Below are 14,585 nucleotides of genomic sequence, written 5' to 3' on the forward strand. Positions count from 1 at the left end.
TTACAAAAAGGTGTGAAAGAAGTTAGGAAAAAGGAGGCGGAAGATGGGCGGAGAAAAAGAAAACATTCTGGTGAGTGCCTGCCTGCTGGGAGTCAATTGCCGCTATGACGGCGGAAATGGCAGGCAGGAGAGCCTGATCAGGCTTATAGAGAAATACAATTTCATACCGGTCTGTCCGGAGCAGCTTGGAGGTTTAGAGACGCCAAGAGAGCCTGCGGAGCAGATTATTAAAGTCGTAACAGGTGATCACGATGAGATCCGCGTGGTGGACCGGTCAGGAAAAGACGTGACAGACAGCTTTATAAAGGGAGCAGAGGAAACCTTGAAACTGGCAAGGCTATATGGTTGTAAGCGGGCAATTTTGAAGGAACGGAGTCCGTCCTGCGGCCATGGGTGCATTTATGACGGGACGTTTTCAGGGACAAAGGTTCCAGGAGATGGGGTGACCGCAAGGCTTTTGGAAGAAAACGGAATTCTCGTATCAGGAGAAAGCAGCATAGAGTCCTTTTAAAGGAAACAAAAAGCTAAATTTTATAGATAAGGAGACAAGACGCTATGAATACAGCAATCACAAGACAACAGGCACTGGAGTTACTTAAGAAATATAATAAGGAACCGTTTCATCTGCTTCACGGTCTGACCGTAGAAGGAGTAATGCGCTGGTACGCAGGAGCAATGGGTTTTGGATCAGAGGAAGAATTCTGGGGAATCGCAGGGCTTCTTCATGATGTGGATTTTGAACAGTTTCCCGAGGAACACTGTAAAAAGGCCCCGGAGCTTCTTTCCGAAATCGGTGCGGAAGAAGAACTCGTTCATGCCATATGCAGCCATGGCTACGGTATCTGTTCTGAGGTAGAGCCGGAGCATATGATGGAAAAGATCATGTTTGCAGCGGATGAGTTGACCGGGCTCATCGGAGCAGCCGCCAGGATGCGCCCTTCAAAAAGCGTGATGGACTTGGAAGTCTCAAGCCTTAAGAAAAAATTTAAGGACAAGAAGTTTGCGGCAGGCTGTTCCAGGGAAGTAATCGCGTCAGGCGCAGAGAATTTAGGCTGGACTCTTGATGAGCTGTTTGAAAAAACCATCCTTGCCATGCGTTCCTGCGAAGAGAAGGTAAACCGGGAAATGGAGGGGTAAGTTTATGCATAAAAATGGAAAAATATGCATGATTATCGAAAAATACTTGACAGCTGATACCAATTAGGATATTATTTCCGTTAAATATGTAATGATAACCTGTATCAGAGGAGATATGCCTATGAAAAAAGTTGTGAAATTCGGAGGAAGCTCTTTGGCCAGCGCAAAGCAGTTTAAGAAAGTTGGCGAGATCATCCGCGGGGACAAGAGCAGACGGTTTGTGGTGCCATCAGCACCAGGCAAACGAAATGACAAGGATGAAAAGGTGACTGATCTGTTATACCAGTGTTATGATGGGGCAGCAGATGGAAAAAGCTATAAAAAGATTCTGGAAAAAATCAAGGAGCGTTATATGGAGATCATTGACGGACTTGATATTAATCTGAATCTGGATCATGAGTTTGTGACCATTGAAGAAAATTTCCTTAAAAAGGCTGGGCGTGATTATGCGGCTTCCAGAGGAGAGTACTTAAATGGAATGGTGATGGCGGAATACTTAGGCTACGAATTCATTGACGCAGCTGAAGTGATTTTCTTTGATGCAGACGGTAATTTTAATGCAGAGCTTACCAATAAGGAGCTTTCAGAGCGCCTGGAACATGTGGAGAGAGCTGTGATCCCGGGCTTTTACGGAGCGAAGGAGGATGGGACCATAAAGACCTTTTCCAGAGGCGGTTCAGATATAACAGGCTCCATTGTTGCAAAAGCCATTCATGCGGATATGTATGAAAACTGGACGGATGTTTCCGGTTTCCTGGTGGCTGATCCCAGGATCATCAAGAATCCTGAGGTCATCGAGACCATTACATACCGGGAGTTAAGAGAGCTTGCCTATATGGGAGCCAGTGTTCTTCATGAGGATGCCATTTTCCCGGTGAGAAAAGAAGGAATCCCAATCAACATCCGGAACACCAATAAGCCTGATGATAAAGGAACTTTAATTGTGGAGAGCACCTGCAGAAAGCCTCATTATACCATTACGGGAATTGCAGGAAAGAAAGGCTTTTGCTCCATCAACATTGAAAAGGCCATGATGAATGCGGAAGTTGGTTTTGGGAGAAAGGTTCTTGAGGTATTTGAAAAGTACGGCATTTCCTTTGAGCATATGCCGTCAGGAATCGATACCATGACCGTTTTTGTCCACCAGTCAGAATTTGAAGATTATGAGCAGTCTGTCATTGCAGGGATCCACAGGGCCGTAGAACCAGATTTCCTTGAGATGGAATCAGACCTTGCGCTGGTGGCTGTGGTAGGCCGTGGCATGAAGGCGACCAGAGGGACTGCCGGAAGAATCTTTTCGGCTCTTGCCCATTCCAGGGTAAACGTAAAAATGATTGACCAGGGATCCAGCGAACTCAACATCATCATTGGCGTAAAGAATGCTGATTTTGAGGAAGCGATCAAGGCAATTTATGATATATTTATCACGACTGAGGTTTAAGACAGAAAGACAGGCTGAAAGGAAGTACCTGACAGCCTGTCTTTTTTCTTGTGCGTCTTAAGAGCATTGCTGAAAGCCAAGGATGCTGTCTGAGGTCACCAATTGATGGACCAGTGGAATGAATGATATTGACATCAGGGGATATCATAAAAACGGAAGGGATTAAGGTGAGCGGGCGATATGAAATTTGATGTTTATAAACTGGCGGATAAATACAAGCTGACAGATACGGAAACCCAGATATTAAATTATATTCTGGAAAATAATCAACAGGTACTTCATATGGCAGTACGTGAAGTTGCAAACCAAAATTTTGTATCTGCTGCAACGATCATCAAATTATCAAAAAAGATGGGATATACCGGATATACTGATATGATATACCGTCTTAATTTTATGATTACGAGTCATAGGAAAAATAGAGAAAGACTGTCGGATATTACCAGCTTTATCAGCGATATACCAGATGAATTACTAAATGATTTTATGGGCCAGTTAAAAAAACACAGAAATGATATTATTTTAGTATCTGCTACCGGATTTTCTTCACCACTGGCAGAATATATAGAGCGTAAGCTTTTGGTAACCGGTTTCCGGGTTATTAAGACCAATGCCTATGCAGTATATGATAAAAACCGTCTTGGCGCATCACTTGTTATCGTGGTTTCCAAGAGCGGGGAAACAGATACCATTGCAAAGCTTGTTGACTACGCAAATGAAAATCAGGTGGATATCGTATCCTTTACAGGAGAACAGAGCAATTATATTGGCCGTACGTCTACCGTCAATATTCCGATTCTGGATGATAAGACGCTGGATGACCGGAATCTGCAGTCCAATTATTTTTATGCAAGGGTGATTGTGGTATTTGAATATTTAATGAGCCAGGTGTTAGAGGAACTAAATGAGTGCCAGTAAAAGACGCCCATGGCTGACAAACGAAGGAAGAGAGCCGGAAACGGCTCTCTTCCTTTCAATTACCTGATCAGATACATTCTGGCTTCATACGGCCTGAGCACATCTGTAAGGCCTTCATCCGTATAAGAGCTGATTAACTTCTTTTTCTCACGGTCAAGCTCTTTCGGCAGCTGAAAATGAACTGTTTTATCGTAAAAATTACAAATTACAAGCAAAGTAGTTTCTTCCAGTGTACGGGTATAGGCAAACAGATCGGGATCCTCCGGCATCAGAAGCCGGTATTTCCCATCTACGAATACGTCGTAGATTTTTCTTAATCCAATTAACTTCTGGTAAAGGTGAAAAATGGAGTTTTCATCTGCCATTGCGGCCTCTGCATTAATTTCCGGATAGTTTGGATTCACCTTGATCCAGGGAGTTCCATCTGTAAAACCAGCTTCTCTGCCATTATTCCACTGCATCGGTGTTCTCGCATTATCCCGGCCTTTTGCATAGATAGACTCCATGACGTCCGCTTCTTTATATCCGGCCCCGGTTCTTTCCCTATAGATATTTAACGTTTCAATATCCCGGTAGTCTTCCATATCATATCTTACATTGGTCATTCCAAGTTCTTCGCCCTGATAGATATAGGGGGTGCCCTGCATTCCATGAAGGAGGATTGCAAACATTTTGGCAGATTCTATTCGATATTCCTTATCATTTCCCCAGCGGGATACAATTCTCGGCAGATCATGGTTGTTCCAGAACAGGCTGTTCCAGCCTTTGCAGTATAGGGATTCCTGCCAGGTGGATAAAGCACGCTTTAATTCCAGGAATGGAAGAGGGGCTAAGTCCCATTTTTCTCCGCCCTTTTTCTGGTCAAGGCAGATATGCTCAAACTGGAATACCATGGAAAGCTCACTGCCATCCGGATTGCTGTAATAAACGGCATTTTCCGGATTTGCACTCCATGCTTCCCCCACGGTGACTAAATCTCCTTTCTGAAAGGTCTCCCTGCTTAATTCCTGTATAAATTCATGGAGCCTTGGCCCATCCGCTGTGATCATCCGGTCAGGCTCCTTGGCAACTAAATCGATGACATCCAGCCGGAACCCGCCGACTCCTTTCTCCATCCACCAAAGGATCATATCCTGTATCTCCCGGCGTACTTTTGGGTTATCCCAGTTTAAATCCGGCTGTTTCACTGAAAACTGATGGAAATAGTATTGCCCAAGTTCCGGAACCCACTCCCAGGCGGAGCCTCCAAAAGCGGCTCTTAGTTCATTTGGAGCAGTTCCTTCCACACCATCCCTCCACACATAATAATCATGATAGGGATTATCCTTACTTTTTATCGCTTCCTTAAACCATGGATGCTCATCGGAAGAATGGTTTAAAACAAGGTCCATGATAATCCGGATCCCACGGCTGCCTGCTTTTTCAATCAATTCTTCCATGTCTTCTAAATTCCCGAACACTGGATCAATGTCCTGATAATTGGATATATCATAACCATTGTCATCCTGTGGGGAACAATAGACCGGGGAGAGCCAGAGAGCATCTGCCCCAAGTTCTTTCAAATAATCAAGTCTGGAGATAATCCCTTGAAGATCTCCGATCCCATCCCCGTTGCTGTCCTTAAAGCTTCTGGGGTAAATCTGATATATAACCGCTTGTTTCCACCATTTTCTGTCCATATTCTTTTTCCTTCCGTCAAGCTTTTACAGAACCGCTAGTCACTCCTGCGATGATCCATTTCTGACAAAAAACATATACCGCTAAAACTGGCAGCAGCACCATCAAATACGAGGCAAAGGCAAGGTTATACTGCGTGGAGAACTGGCCTTTAAACACATACTGGGCCAACTGCAAGGTTTGCTGGCTTGCATCGCTCAGCAAAACCAGGGGCATTAAGAAGTCATTCCAGGTCCACATAAAGGACAGGATTGCCACTGTAGCGCTCATGGGCTTAAGAAGAGGAAATATAATGCGCCAAAAGGTCTGGAACGTATCTGCCCCATCGATCCTCGCCGCCTCCTCTAATGCCACAGGCAGGGATTTGATGTAACCTGAATAAAGAAACGTATTCATTGGCAGTCCGAATATAATATAAATTAATGTGATGCCATAGATGTTATCAAGGTGAAAGGCTGAGGCCTGTTTTACCAGGGGAAGCATAATCACATTAAAAGGGATAAACATGGCGCTGATAAAATAATAATACATGAGATTGAAAAATCTGCTTTTATCCTTATTCCGTATAATGGCATAAGCCGCCATGGAATTGGTCAGGATGGTAAATACCAGATTGATGCTTGTGATAAAAAACGTATTTAAGAACTTTCTGGGATAGTCGGTAAGCACCCATGCCCTGGAAAAATTCTCTAAGTGCAGGGAAGTGGGAAGTGCCAGTACATGTTCCATGTCTGACGGTGATTTTAAAGCTATTACCACCGTAATATAAAGGGGACCAAGGATAACGAAAACAGCGATTGCTGACAGAAGGATTGTCAGGAGCCAATTGGTCTTTTCTTTCTCTTTCATCAGTTTATTTTCGCCTCCCTTTTTTCTAAAATCTTTAGCTGTAATACGGAAATTGACGCCACAACCAAGAATAAAATAACGGCATTGGCTGACTGGTAAGCAAACTGTCCGCCGTCAAATCCCCGCTTATAGATCAACATGGAGATCGTAGTGGTCGCTGTTCCGGGCCCTCCCCCTGTCATTGCCATAATCTGGTCAAATGCCATAAGAAAACTCTTAACACTTAATACCATATTGATGGTAAAAAAAGGAGCGATCAGTGGAAATGTGATCTTGATAAACCGCTGGAGGCCTACGGCACCGTCAACGGATGCCGCGTCATAGATATCCTTATCCACCGTCTGAAGGCCGGAGAGATAGATCATGGTGTTAAAGGCCATGGATTGCCAGACGGTAACGAACAAAACCCCAAGCCATGCTTTGCTGGTACCAAGAATATTGACACTCAGCCCATCGATACCCGCCAATTTACCAAATCCCGGAATGATATTTCCAAAGATAAAGTTAAATACAAAACCGATGATCAGAGTACCCAGCATATATGGTAGGAAATACAGCGCCTTTAAAAAATTCTTTCCACGAATTTTCCCATTGAGCCCGCATGCCAGCGCCAAACTTAATACGTTGACAAGGACAGTGGCGGAAAGTGCAAACTGAAAGGTAAAGCCATAGGCCTGCTTTATGGAAGGATCCTTAAAAAACTGCAGGAAATTTTTAAAACCGATAAATTCCCAGTTCCCATAGCCCTTCCAGTTGGTAAAGCTGTAAAAGATACCTTTTAGAAAGGGAACCGTATGGAGTAAAAAGAACAGTGCCGCCACGGGAACCACCATAAGATAGAACGCTGGGCTAATGTGGTTACTTCTATGTTTATTCAATGCCTTATCCTCCTTTTACCAAGCTTAACGGGTATTGAGGATATCATATTGTTCATCGCACTTTTTCAGTATTGCAGCAATGTTCTCGCTTTCATCCATACCATTTGCCTTGTTTAAGAAAAATTCGGATAAAATAGCGGACAGATTATAACCGTTGGGATAATAATGGTCTACAAAATCCGTAACCTTTCCATCTGCAATATCCTTTGCCAGTCCGGCCACCGAAGCATCCTCCTGTACAACGCCTTCCACCGGAGAAAATGCAAACTGCTCGTTAATGTAAAGCTGACTGTTTTCCGGTTCCAACATAAATGACACAAAACGCTTGGCAGCTTCCGGGTTTTTGCATTGGTTTGTCACCATAAGCATGACATCGATTCCGGATACAACCTTATTTTTACTCTTATCATTGGTTGCCGGATAAGCAAACATATCAAGATTGATGGATTCATTGGTTTTCTTGATTTCAGGTACGGTCCACACGCCGTTAATCAGCATTGCTGCTTCACCATTTGCAAAGCTGCGGTTGCCGTCATCATAGGAAGTTCCCATAAAATCTGCCTGGGCATAATTCACCAGCGTGCTGTACTTTTCCAAAACTTCTTCATGAGTGCCAAGGAAAGTAGTGGTTCCTTCTTTCTTCGCCTCTAAAAAGCTTTCGGGCTGTGTTGCCGGCGCCAGAGAGTTCCAGGAAGGCAGGATGGTCCAGCTATCCTTAAAGCTTAATTCAAAGGGCTGGATGCCTGCTGCGGACAGCTTTTCGCATACCTCAATGAGCTCATCCCAGGTCTCAGGAATCGTTACACCTGCTTTTTTAAACAGATCTGCATTATAGATAATTCCGGATGCATTGGCAGCAAACGGGATGCCGTATGCTTTTTCTGCTTTATCTCCATTGATATCATAGACCATCTGCATATATGAATCGTTTATGGTCTTTAAAACCTCCTGGTCACTTAAATCCAATAAGATCCCTGCTTCTGTAAGTTCCGTATAGATGTTATCGCCGCCATAGGCAATGATATCAGGCAGATCATCCTTGGTCATCCTGGTTTTTAATACAGTTCCCGCATCTGCCGGGGAATTTAAGGTAACCTGGACATCGGTATTTTGTTTGTTGAATTTGTCCACGAGCTTTTGCATGGTGGATACATTTTCCATCTTTGATGAGAAAAACTCCAGGTGTGCGACTCCTGAATCGGAACTCTTGCCTGAGGTTTTACCTGATTCACTGCAACCCGCAGCAAGCATCGCTGCCAGAGAGCAGGTCAAACCAACTGCCAACATTTTTTTCATTTTCATATACATCATCCTCGCCCTTTCTGTTTCCTGTTATTTGGTGGTTCCATTATACAAAACAAATTATAGCCACCTATATAAGGTATCTGAGATGTTTCGTAAAACATTTTTTACCTTTTTTCTACCTGGGCGCGATATTGCTCGGGAGTCATCTGATAAAGGCGCTTGAAGGTGTGGATAAAATAGGAGGTATCATTATAGCCTACATAATCGGCGATTTCGCTTATCTTAAAAACTGTATTTTTTAAAAGCTCCTTTGCCCGTTCCATGCGGTAGGTAATTAAGTATTTGGAAAAATTCATCCCTGTTTCTGATTTAAACAGACGGCTTAAATAACTGGAATTCATAAAATACTTATGGGCCGCCAGTTCATTTAAGGAAATCTCGTACCGGAAGTTAAGGGATACGTAATTCTTGATCTCCTCGATGATGCTACCTTTTTCCTCCTGGGAGCCGCAGGTGTTTTCCAGAATTTTAAACATATACCGCTCAAGCTCTTCCATGGTCCGGAACTGATAAAGATCTGATTTGAAGGAAAACAGAAGATACCGGTTTACCTCTTCTGATTCAGAAGAAGCCTCCCTGTTACAATAGGCTCTGCTGATCACGGAAAAAATCTGCATGATACCGCTGTATAAGGAATATACATTCCAGATTCCCTCCTTGCATTTTACAAAAAACTGTCGGAGAGCAGCCTCAGCCTGCTGGTAGCTTCCCTTCATCACACTTTCGTAGATCAACAGCTCCTCCTGCTGTGTCAGGATCTGTTCCATAGAAAGCTCCGGTTCATATTCAAACACTCTGGTCTTTTCATCAAGCAGTCTTCCGTTGATGGCATAAACACAGTCCCGGTATGCATCTCCCAGCAGTTCTTCCCCTTTATAAACCCTGCTTATGCCACAGGTGATTTCTATTTCCCTATGGGATAGTTCCTGCTTCAGACGGAGTAAAAACTTTTGATCCCACAGCCCCTCCTGCCCGTCAAACTTCATGGCGATCACCTCATCCGGCTGCTGGAAATAAAAGACCTGGATATTGGAGTGGTCTGATGCGGATTCTAAGAATTCTGCCAACGTCTTTGCCTCCTCCCGGCTCATACGCTGTTTCCCTTGCAATAAGAGCATCTGGTAGGAGCGTTCCCTTAACTGTACGCCGCACAGGTCACGGAAGGTATCCATCAGGGCCCGGTTTGCCAGAATGCCGGAGATATTCACATATTGGAGGGATTCCTGCAAAAGCCTGCGGTCCACCTGTTTTTCAAGCAGCCTTTTCTCTTCTTCTCTGGTTTCTGTAATATCCCGTATGGCCTTTTCCAGTTCCTCGGGTTTTACCGGTTTGGTAAGGTAATACCGGACCCCATACTTCATCGCTTCCTTGGCGTAATTAAAATCCGAATAGCCGCTTACGATAACCACATCCGTTGCAGGGCAGTGTTCTTCCACATATTTTGCGAGGGACAGCCCGTCCATTTCCGGCATGCGGATATCGGTTATCACAAGGTCTGCGTCCTTGACGGCAAGATAATCTGCCGCCTGTTTCCCGGTTTCGGCTTCCAGACATACGGTGATATCCATATCAATCTTAGTTAATAGTTTAACGAGCATTTTTTTTGCGTAATATTCATCTTCCGCAATGATGACCTTCATTCTACCCCTCCTTCGTTCTCTTGATCCGCATGTGAATGCAGGTAAAGCTTCCATACCGGCTTTCCACCACAATTCCGCAATCTTCTCCATAAAAGTTTTTAAGCCTTGCATTTACATTGGCTAATCCGATGCCTGTTCCATCCTCTCCCAGCAGGGTGTTGGCTTTTGTATTCCATAATGCATGGTTTAATTCATCCACCTTCTCTTTTGGCATACCGCACCCGTCATCGTACACGGAAATCATAAGATAGTCTTCCGAGTCCGGTGATACGGAGATCTTTAAAAAGTCCTGGTCCCGTTTACTCTTAAACGCATGTTGTATGGAGTTTTCCACAATGGGCTGCAGGATGAATTTAATAACCCCATTATTTTCGTATTCCCCGGGGATATCATACTCCACTGCAAAGCGCCCGGGGAACCGGATGGACTGGATTCGGATATAGTTCTTTAGCTGAATCACTTCATCCTTTACGGTTACAAAATCAGTCCCTTTTATGTTATAGCGGAACATATCCGACAGACTTTCTGTAATGGCTGGGATTTCTTTAATTTCTTCCAGCCTGGCAATGGCTGTAACCGTGTTCAGCGCATTATACAAAAAATGGGGATTGATCTGGAACTGAAGCATTTTAAGCTCTGCCTGCTTTTGATTGATCTGCATAATATACAGTTTGGTAATGCTGTCATTGATCCTCTTTCCCATTTCATTATAGATTTCAATTAAGTTTCCGATTTCATCCTCCCTGGGCTCTAATCCTGTTAAAAGCTTTACTTCTCCCTGCCTTGCCTGGTTCATGGTTTCTGCCAGTGCTTTGATCGGCCGGCTGACCTGCCTGGATAATATAAGGCTTAAGATCCCTGCTGCAGTCAGGATAAGCATCACCCATGCCATGACATTTAACATGCTTTCCATGCTGGTGTTGATCAGCAGGTGCTTTGGGATATACTGTACCAGATACCAGCCGGTGGATTCATTTTTTAAAACAGCAGCAATGCAGAGGGTACCATTTAGAGAAAGCTGCCCTGATCCCTTTCCGGAGGCCTCAATCTGCTCCAGATGAGGAAAGGCCTCCTGCTTTTCCTTTTCTGAAAGGTCGGTTTCCAGATTGATGTGGGCGTTTCTGGAATTATAGATGACCTGGTTTTTATATACAATGGCAAAGGAAGAAGCCAGACCGTCCGCTGCATCAGTGGAATTAAAATCTTTTGCAATGGACCCAAAATCCAAGTCTGCCAGCAGATATCCATAGGTTTTATACTCGCCGATATCCGAAAGCTGGTGGTATACCGTTACCAGGGAATAGCCGGTATTGCCTATTTTCTGGGGATAAGGGATTGTATAGTATTTCTGGCTCTTTGTTTTCCAATCAACACTTTCGATGGTCTTCCATGCATTTTTTATATAATCCTCTGATATATTGTTTATGCTGCAATAGGTGTCTCCTGCAGATGTCAGGATGGTTGTCCTTTGTACATGGGGATTGATGACCGTAAGCATTTTTAGAACGGTCTGCATATAATAGTCTCTTTCGTAACGGTCTTTGGGGGACATGTTACTGGACTTTTCATGGAGTATGACATTGATCTTGGGATCGATGAGATGCAGAAGATTTAAGGAGATGTTATTTCCCATGGCAATATCTAAGTTCATGTTTTTCTGCTGGTTCGACTGTTTCATGTATTCAATGTTGTAGGTAAGGGCAGAAGAGACCCCCTGAATATAGCAGATGGCAAAAATAACCACGGTAAACAGCAGTAAGAGCAAATAGGTAAGCAGTATTTTGGACTGAAAAGATAATCTTCGGAATCGTTTGAGCATAGTATTCCTCCTGGTATTCTGGCTTGGGTTATGTTACTAAGTGTACTATAAACATAACTTCTTGACCAGTATGCTTTTGCTTGAATCCCTTTCCCTCCCTGTGTTATGATACACGTAATATACCGTTTGTTTGACCGAATCAGGCAGGGAAGCGGATAGCCAAATCTGTCTGTCGAAAAGACATTAAAACGGCCGGGAAATGAGGATAATCATGAATCCAGAGACAAAATCCAAATTAAAAGAGGGACGTCCCCATGGTACCAGTTCTTTTCCATGTGGGATTTACCGGACACAATCAGCGCAAAAAGGCATCTTAGTAAAGCACCACTGGCACGAGGAAATTGAAATGATCCACTTCCTTAAAGGGCATTTTCGTTTATTAGTCAACATGGAGTCCTATGAAATCAAGGAAGAATGTATTTTTTTTATCAATCCGGGGGAGCTTCATGGAATCATCAGTGAATCCAAAAGCCTAAAAGAGGAACATGCCATCGTGTTCCAGCCGGGTCTTTTAAGCTTCGATGCTTATGATTCCGCACAGATGTATTTAATCAATCCCCTAAAAAACAATAAACTTTCCTTTCCCAGATGCCTTCAGCCAGATCATCCGTCTTATGCTTCTATTCTGGAGTGCTTTATGAATGTGACCGATTCCTTCGGCGGAGAGGAAGGCTTAGAGCAGGAGGAAGACGTTTTTGAAGCTGTGATCTCCCAGCTTAAGATCAAAGCTTCCCTTCTTAAAATGCTTGCCACTTTGTATCAGTTCCACCTGTATTCCGATTCCCACCACAACACGGATACGCGGGTAGAACTGATCAAAGCCTCTATTACCTTTATCAGGAACCATTACAGGGAAAAGATTTATATCCGTGACCTTGCGTCCCTAGCCAATATGAACGAACAGTACTTCTGCCGCTTTTTTAAAAAGGCCCTTGGCAGGACTCCCACCGAATACATCAATGATTACCGGATCCGAAAGGCAATTACTTTGCTGGAGACAACCGATCTGCCGGTCATGAACATATGCCTGGATTCCGGCTTTTTTAACCTTGGAAATTTTTTAAAAATATTCCGGAGGTATACCGGAACGACTCCCTTGCAATATCGGAAAGAAAAGTCAAAATAGTGTATCTTTTAATCATAGAAGTGTAAGACATATCTTGTTCTGAGAGGTAGAATGAAGCTACTACTGAAAAGAGAGGTTGACATACGATGACTAAGAAATGGTGGCATGATAAAACAGCTTATCAGATTTATCCAAAGAGCTTTCTGGATACCAATGGAGACGGCATTGGAGACTTAAAAGGGATTATCAGTAAATTGGATTATTTGAAGGACTTAGGTGTGGATATCCTGTGGCTTTCCCCGATATATGTTTCCCCTTTTGCAGATCAGGGATATGACATTGCCGATTATTACAACATAGACCCCAGGTTCGGGACCATGGAGGATATGGAGGAACTCATTGAAAAAGCGAAAGAACGAGAGATGTATATCGTCATGGATCTGGTCGTAAACCATTGCTCCGATGAGCATGAATGGTTTAAAAAGGCGTGTGCCGATCCGGATGGTGAATATGGAAACTACTTTTATATCCGTGAGAAAAAAGATGGTAAATCACCGACCAACTGGCGTTCCTACTTTGGGAATTCTGTGTGGAGCGATATTCCCGGTACCAATAAGCAGTATCTCCACTCGTTCCATAAGAAACAGCCGGACTTAAACTGGGAAAATGAAGCAGTCCGGGAGGAAGTCTATAAAAATATCAATTGGTGGCTGGATAAAGGATTGGGCGGTTTCCGGATCGATGCAATCATTAATATAAAAAAGGCCCTTCCCTTACAGGATTATGAACCGGACCGGGCGGATGGTTTATGCAGCATCCAGGAAATGCTGTCCCGCGCCAATGGAGTCGGTGAGTTTTTAGGCGAAATGCGGGACCGCTGCTTTAAACCTCATGATGCCTTTACCGTTGGGGAGGTCTTTGATGAAAAGCCGGAAGAATTAGAATCCTTTATTGGTGAAAATGGTTACTTTTCCAGCAAATTTGATTTTAATGAAACCATATTCGGAGGAAGCGAAAAGGGCTGGTACGATGCCAAAGCGATCACTCCGGAAGATTATAAGCGTTGCTGCTTTGCCGCCCAAAGGCATGTGGGAACAACCGGATTTTTATCCAACATCATTGAAAACCATGATGAGCCAAGAGGAGTCAGCCATTACCTTCCGGAAGGAGAATGCAGCCTGGAAGCCAAAAAGATGCTTGGCGGCTTAAACTTTATGCTCCGGGGAATCCCCTTTATTTATCAGGGACAGGAAATCGGTATGGAAAATACTGTTTTTTCCAGCATTGATGAAGTGGATGATATTGCCACTCTTGACCAGTACAAGACCGCCCTGGAGGCAGGGTACTCACCGGAAGAGGCGCTTAACATTGTAAGCCGCTACAGCAGGGATAATGCAAGAACTCCCATGCAGTGGGATGCATCGGCCAATTCCGGCTTTTCGGAAGGCACTCCCTGGCTGAAGGTAAACCCTAATTACAGGGATATTAATGTGGCTGACCAGATGACCGATGATCATTCAGTTTTCATGTTCTATAAAAAACTGATCCAGTTAAGGAAACATCCCAGGTGGAAGGAAACCATAATCTATGGAACCCTGGAACCTGTTCTTGAGGATGAAACGAATATTATGGCTTACTACCGGAAAGGGCCGGAAACACTTCTTATCATTGGAAATTTTCAAAAGGATGCACAGGAAGTACCTCTTCCCCGGATGCCAAAGACCGTTTTGATCAATAACTATGACGAAGTATCTTTTGACGAGACCAGGATTCATTTAAAGGGCTGGCAGTTCCTTGTGATGGAAATTTAACAAAAAACTATGATGGAATGCAGAAAACGTGTGAAAAAGAAAGG

12 protein-coding genes are annotated in these 14,585 nt (G+C 43.8%); 6 read left to right on the forward strand and 6 right to left on the reverse strand.

Translation table 11 applies throughout. The features are described from left to right. The first annotated feature begins 43 nt into the window (after positions 1–43). The 4 genes from BMX69_RS00630 to BMX69_RS00645 all read left to right on the forward strand — a co-directional run bounded on the left by BMX69_RS00630 (position 44) and on the right by BMX69_RS00645 (position 3,496). Positions 44–511: a 2-thiouracil desulfurase family protein gene (locus BMX69_RS00630; protein ID WP_100041251.1), complete on the forward strand. Its 468-nt coding sequence runs from the start codon at positions 44–46 to the stop codon at positions 509–511. A 44-nt stretch (positions 512–555) separates the two neighbouring features. Then, on the forward strand, positions 556–1,137 hold the full coding sequence (locus BMX69_RS00635) for a hydrolase (protein WP_100041252.1): 582 nt from the start codon (positions 556–558) through the stop codon (positions 1,135–1,137). A 121-nt stretch (positions 1,138–1,258) separates the two neighbouring features. Continuing rightward, entirely contained in the window at positions 1,259–2,578 is a 1,320-nt protein-coding gene (locus BMX69_RS00640; RefSeq protein ID WP_025231645.1) for an aspartate kinase, read from the forward strand. A 180-nt stretch (positions 2,579–2,758) separates the two neighbouring features. After that, positions 2,759–3,496: a MurR/RpiR family transcriptional regulator gene (locus tag BMX69_RS00645; RefSeq protein ID WP_025231646.1), complete on the forward strand. Its 738-nt coding sequence runs from the start codon at positions 2,759–2,761 to the stop codon at positions 3,494–3,496. 59 nt (positions 3,497–3,555) lie between these two features. Here the strand turns inward: BMX69_RS00645 and BMX69_RS00650 are convergent, their stop codons facing one another. The 6 genes from BMX69_RS00650 to BMX69_RS00675 all read right to left on the reverse strand — a co-directional run bounded on the left by BMX69_RS00650 (position 3,556) and on the right by BMX69_RS00675 (position 11,664). Further along, positions 3,556–5,175 (reverse strand): glycoside hydrolase family 13 protein, encoded by a 1,620-nt coding sequence (locus tag BMX69_RS00650; RefSeq protein WP_054790668.1) that lies wholly within the window; start codon positions 5,173–5,175, stop codon positions 3,556–3,558. A gap of 16 nt (positions 5,176–5,191) precedes the next feature. Beyond that, the gene (locus BMX69_RS00655; RefSeq protein ID WP_100041253.1) at positions 5,192–6,022 is read right to left on the reverse strand and encodes a carbohydrate ABC transporter permease; all 831 of its coding nucleotides are present in this window, start codon (positions 6,020–6,022) and stop codon (positions 5,192–5,194) included. Beyond that, positions 6,022–6,900: a carbohydrate ABC transporter permease gene (locus tag BMX69_RS00660; protein WP_330387568.1), complete on the reverse strand. Its 879-nt coding sequence runs from the start codon at positions 6,898–6,900 to the stop codon at positions 6,022–6,024. The genes BMX69_RS00655 and BMX69_RS00660 overlap by 1 nt, the downstream gene beginning before the upstream one ends. Positions 6,901–6,924: 24 nt before the next feature. Further along, positions 6,925–8,202: an ABC transporter substrate-binding protein gene (locus tag BMX69_RS00665; protein WP_242941334.1), complete on the reverse strand. Its 1,278-nt coding sequence runs from the start codon at positions 8,200–8,202 to the stop codon at positions 6,925–6,927. A 107-nt stretch (positions 8,203–8,309) separates the two neighbouring features. Further along, positions 8,310–9,845, reverse strand: a complete 1,536-nt coding sequence (locus BMX69_RS00670; RefSeq protein ID WP_160117902.1) for a response regulator — start codon at positions 9,843–9,845, stop codon at positions 8,310–8,312. A 1-nt stretch (position 9,846) separates the two neighbouring features. After that, entirely contained in the window at positions 9,847–11,664 is a 1,818-nt protein-coding gene (locus tag BMX69_RS00675) for a sensor histidine kinase (protein ID WP_100041255.1), read from the reverse strand. 211 nt (positions 11,665–11,875) lie between these two features. Between BMX69_RS00675 and BMX69_RS00680 the strand changes: the two genes are divergently transcribed. Together BMX69_RS00680 and BMX69_RS00685 are read left to right on the forward strand one after the other, a co-directional pair. Further along, entirely contained in the window at positions 11,876–12,790 is a 915-nt protein-coding gene (locus BMX69_RS00680) for an AraC family transcriptional regulator (RefSeq protein WP_100041256.1), read from the forward strand. An 86-nt stretch (positions 12,791–12,876) separates the two neighbouring features. Further along, positions 12,877–14,541: a glycoside hydrolase family 13 protein gene (locus BMX69_RS00685; RefSeq protein WP_100041257.1), complete on the forward strand. Its 1,665-nt coding sequence runs from the start codon at positions 12,877–12,879 to the stop codon at positions 14,539–14,541. Positions 14,542–14,585 lie beyond the last annotated feature (44 nt).

Origin of the sequence: Lacrimispora sphenoides JCM 1415, assembly GCF_900105615.1 — a bacterium.
GTDB lineage: Bacteria > Bacillota > Clostridia > Lachnospirales > Lachnospiraceae > Lacrimispora > Lacrimispora sphenoides.

Bases quoted from the DNA above. Each gene is read 5' to 3' on its own strand.
- BMX69_RS00630 (WP_100041251.1), top strand. From the start codon at position 44: ATGGGCGGAGAAAAAGAAAACATTCTGGTGAGTGCCTGCCTGCTGGGA.
- BMX69_RS00680 (WP_100041256.1), top strand. From the start codon at position 11,876: ATGAATCCAGAGACAAAATCCAAATTAAAAGAGGGACGTCCCCATGGT.
- BMX69_RS00655 (WP_100041253.1), bottom strand. From the start codon at position 6,022: ATGAAAGAGAAAGAAAAGACCAATTGGCTCCTGACAATCCTTCTGTCA.
- BMX69_RS00635 (WP_100041252.1), top strand. From the start codon at position 556: ATGAATACAGCAATCACAAGACAACAGGCACTGGAGTTACTTAAGAAA.
- BMX69_RS00650 (WP_054790668.1), bottom strand. From the start codon at position 5,175: ATGGACAGAAAATGGTGGAAACAAGCGGTTATATATCAGATTTACCCC.
- BMX69_RS00640 (WP_025231645.1), top strand. From the start codon at position 1,259: ATGAAAAAAGTTGTGAAATTCGGAGGAAGCTCTTTGGCCAGCGCAAAG.
- BMX69_RS00675 (WP_100041255.1), bottom strand. From the start codon at position 11,664: ATGCTCAAACGATTCCGAAGATTATCTTTTCAGTCCAAAATACTGCTT.
- BMX69_RS00685 (WP_100041257.1), top strand. From the start codon at position 12,877: ATGACTAAGAAATGGTGGCATGATAAAACAGCTTATCAGATTTATCCA.
- BMX69_RS00665 (WP_242941334.1), bottom strand. From the start codon at position 8,202: ATGAAAATGAAAAAAATGTTGGCAGTTGGTTTGACCTGCTCTCTGGCA.
- BMX69_RS00645 (WP_025231646.1), top strand. From the start codon at position 2,759: ATGAAATTTGATGTTTATAAACTGGCGGATAAATACAAGCTGACAGAT.
- BMX69_RS00670 (WP_160117902.1), bottom strand. From the start codon at position 9,845: ATGAAGGTCATCATTGCGGAAGATGAATATTACGCAAAAAAAATGCTC.